Source organism: Photorhabdus viridis, assembly GCF_040256935.1.
Lineage (GTDB): Bacteria > Pseudomonadota > Gammaproteobacteria > Enterobacterales > Enterobacteriaceae > Photorhabdus > Photorhabdus viridis.
Map to the genome: position 1 here is coordinate 1 of NZ_JBEJZY010000176.1, position 995 is coordinate 995.

1 protein-coding gene and 1 pseudogene are annotated in these 995 nt (G+C 39.6%); one reads left to right on the forward strand and one right to left on the reverse strand.

Annotated elements, in window-relative coordinates; translation table 11 throughout:
- Positions 1-160: 160 nt before the first annotated feature.
- Positions 161-622: a hypothetical protein gene (locus tag ABR397_RS22810; RefSeq protein ID WP_350307701.1), complete on the forward strand. Its 462-nt coding sequence runs from the start codon at positions 161-163 to the stop codon at positions 620-622.
- A gap of 270 nt (positions 623-892) precedes the next feature.
- On the opposite strand, the pseudogene ABR397_RS25530 reads toward ABR397_RS22810, so the two are convergent.
- Positions 893-995 (reverse strand): annotated as a pseudogene (locus ABR397_RS25530) (IS982 family transposase); the annotation flags it as partial.

A 995-nucleotide genomic window follows, 5' to 3' on the forward strand; every position in this document is an offset into this window, starting at 1 on the left:
GTTGATATGTTCTTTAACAGGGCGGGAAAAAGTGGCGAAGAAAAAGGCTGCTAAATCAGGGGGAAAGGTCCGCTCAACTGTATGATGGCGTCGGGATAGTGCCTAAGACCCTTTGGGGTTAGCCGGAGGAGTAAATCCTTACAGTTACGTGTCTAATCCGGTGAGTTTTGTTGATCCTCTGGGGTTGGTGGGGTGTCTGGGAACTAATGCTGTAGATAAAATTCCATTATCGCGTAATTCCGCCCGAAACTTATTGAAAAATAGAGGGCTGAATAAACAAATACAACATGGCACGATTAATAGTTTCGATGGGCAAATTTATGCTTCACGTGGAAGACAAGGTGATATTTTCACTATCACTGAGCATACACCTGGAAGTGCATCTCAAGTTTATGTAACGCGAGGATCTGCTGGTGTAACCTCCGCTGAACGACGTTCAAAATTAGCGTTACCACCGAATAACTCCGCTTCATATGAAGGAAAAGTAGCGTTAACACGAGATCAAATTCTATTAGAGGGTAAGGTAGCGCCGCAGCTTCAATGGGGAGCCGATAAAACAGGAGGTGGATGGCAAATTGTTACCGCAGGTGGTAAATATTCAGGAGCAACAAAATCATTATGAATATCAAAGAATGTAGTGAAACTCTCTGTAAACATCTAATGGATTCATGTTACCAAAGTGAAGCAGAAGAGATTAACAGACTTGTGAATATTCTATTAGATAATTACACGAATGAAGATGAGAAAACGAAAGCTAAAAGTGATTTATTATCTAGATGTCACCCTAGATGGCTGGGTGACTATTATATTAAAGATGTTACATATAAATATTGGACAGACTTAATAACGAAGTTTAGGAGTCTTTTGAAAAAAATGCATAGCTAAATTAACCTCAGCTTCGTTTAAAAATAGCTATATCACAATCCCGTAAATTCAAGCTCGGTTTTTTAGGTTGGAATGTATAAGCAATTAGGCCAGCGACGATTTCCAATAAA